This is a genomic window from Rhodococcus sp. (in: high G+C Gram-positive bacteria) (assembly GCF_049299235.1).
Lineage (GTDB): Bacteria > Actinomycetota > Actinomycetes > Mycobacteriales > Mycobacteriaceae > Rhodococcus.
This window is the reverse complement of sequence record NZ_JBAQXC010000291.1, coordinates 1-1574: the sequence shown is the minus strand read 5'-3', so window position 1 is coordinate 1574 and position 1574 is coordinate 1. Positions and strand designations below refer to the sequence as shown.

2 protein-coding genes are annotated in these 1574 nt (G+C 64.4%); both read right to left on the bottom strand.

Features of this window, described 5'->3' with window-relative positions; all coding sequences use genetic code 11:
• Nucleotides 1-14: 14 nt before the first annotated feature.
• On the bottom strand, nucleotides 15-323 hold the full coding sequence (locus WAX14_RS17535) for a hypothetical protein (RefSeq protein WP_422629329.1): 309 nt from the start codon (nucleotides 321-323) through the stop codon (nucleotides 15-17).
• Nucleotides 320-1574, bottom strand: a 1255-nt coding sequence (locus WAX14_RS17530; RefSeq protein WP_422629328.1) for an N-acetylmuramoyl-L-alanine amidase, incomplete at its 5' end; no start/stop codon positions are given. The genes WAX14_RS17535 and WAX14_RS17530, both read right to left, overlap by 4 nt.

Here is a 1574-nt window from a genome sequence, read left to right as displayed (position 1 = left end):
AACTCCTCCACGCCCTACCGCCCGCGCAGGCGGTTCTCGGCCTCCGCCAGCACCTGCTCGAGCGGCGACAGTTCACGCCGCGGCTCCTTCACTGGACCGAGCACAACCTCCGGGAGGATGTCCGTTCCCTTCGGGGACCGGTCCACGTACAGGCCGGCCACAACGAAACCGAGTGCACCCAGCAGGGTCACGGCATGATTCAGCCACTGCTCAGACTGAGTGTCCGTTATCCAGCCCTTGGCCGCGGCGACGGCCAGAGCTGCGGCCAGGAGACCGTAGGCGACCTGCCTGATGGTGGCCCAATGCTTCGCGACGATGTTCACTGGCCGCCCTCCATCTTCTTCAGGATCTCGCGCGTGTTCGCATTCGCGTTCGCGGCGTGATAGTCCGCGGTGCGAATCAGCGTGGCCGCCGAGAAATTCTTCGACGGATCGACCATCGACGGTTCCGGCTTCACCAGGAAATCCCAGAGAGCACGAGTCTTCTCGAGCAGCTCACGCTGCTCGGCATCGTTGAGTGCGGACATGAACCCTCCCGAGGGTCGAGTGATGTGTGACTGGACGTCGCGTCGGAACGCGTCCATGTCGATTCCGAAGGGATCGATCTTCCCTTCGGAGCTGTATTCCTTGTGGCCCACGCAGTCGTTCGAGTTGCGACCCAGACGTCGCAGAATCGCGGCGCACCCACGCTTGTACGCATCGAGCTGCACTGCCGGCCATTCTTGGCCGACACCGTTGTTCACGGCCTCGATGCCGATCACGTGGTAGTTCGCGTTGTTTGTCGGCCACCCCGGCCACGACCCGCGGCCCGCGTGCCAGCACACACCGACTGCGATGACACGGAACGTTCCGTCGCGTTCGAGGACGAGTTGCGCGAGTGGACCGGGCAGATCGGAGCGTCCGTTCTGGACGATTCGCCAGTCGTTCTCACCGCCACCCGCGGTGTGGTGGCACAGCACGCCGCGCACGTCGAGGAAGTCGCCGTGACCGCGATTCTTCCAGCCGTCGTGCTCGATCACCTTCAGTCCCTCGGCGCGGAGAACATCGGCGAGCCAAACAGGATCACCCATCTTGTGAACCTCCTGTGCGGTATCGGGCGCGCGATGCTTCCCAACATCGCCCGCCAGCCGGTCATAGAGTTGCTGCGCTTCACTGATGCGCTTGTCGTAGCGGTCCGGGAACGCCGACTTCTGCACCGCCTGCGCGAACCAACCCGGCGACCGAGAGTCACTGTTGTAGTTGAGCTTCGCGAGCTCAGCGAAGAACAGGAGCGCCGACCGGTACGGATCCATGCGGTCGGCCACAGTCCCCCACCACGGGGCGCGCTGCTGGAACAAGCCCACCGAGTTCGCATCCGAACCGACCCGCTCGTGCGGGAAACTCAGCGACTGCGGGTCACCGCGGTTCGCGTACATCACCCAGTCGCACTCGACAGCGACAGTCGCGAAGGCGATCACGATGCCCTTCGGCGTGACCCCAAGATCGCGGCCAGCGCGCAGAACCTCACGCGCATACTCGTCCCGTTTCGGACCGGCCATCAGATCCTCCCCTCCCGAATCCAGGACACGACCACCT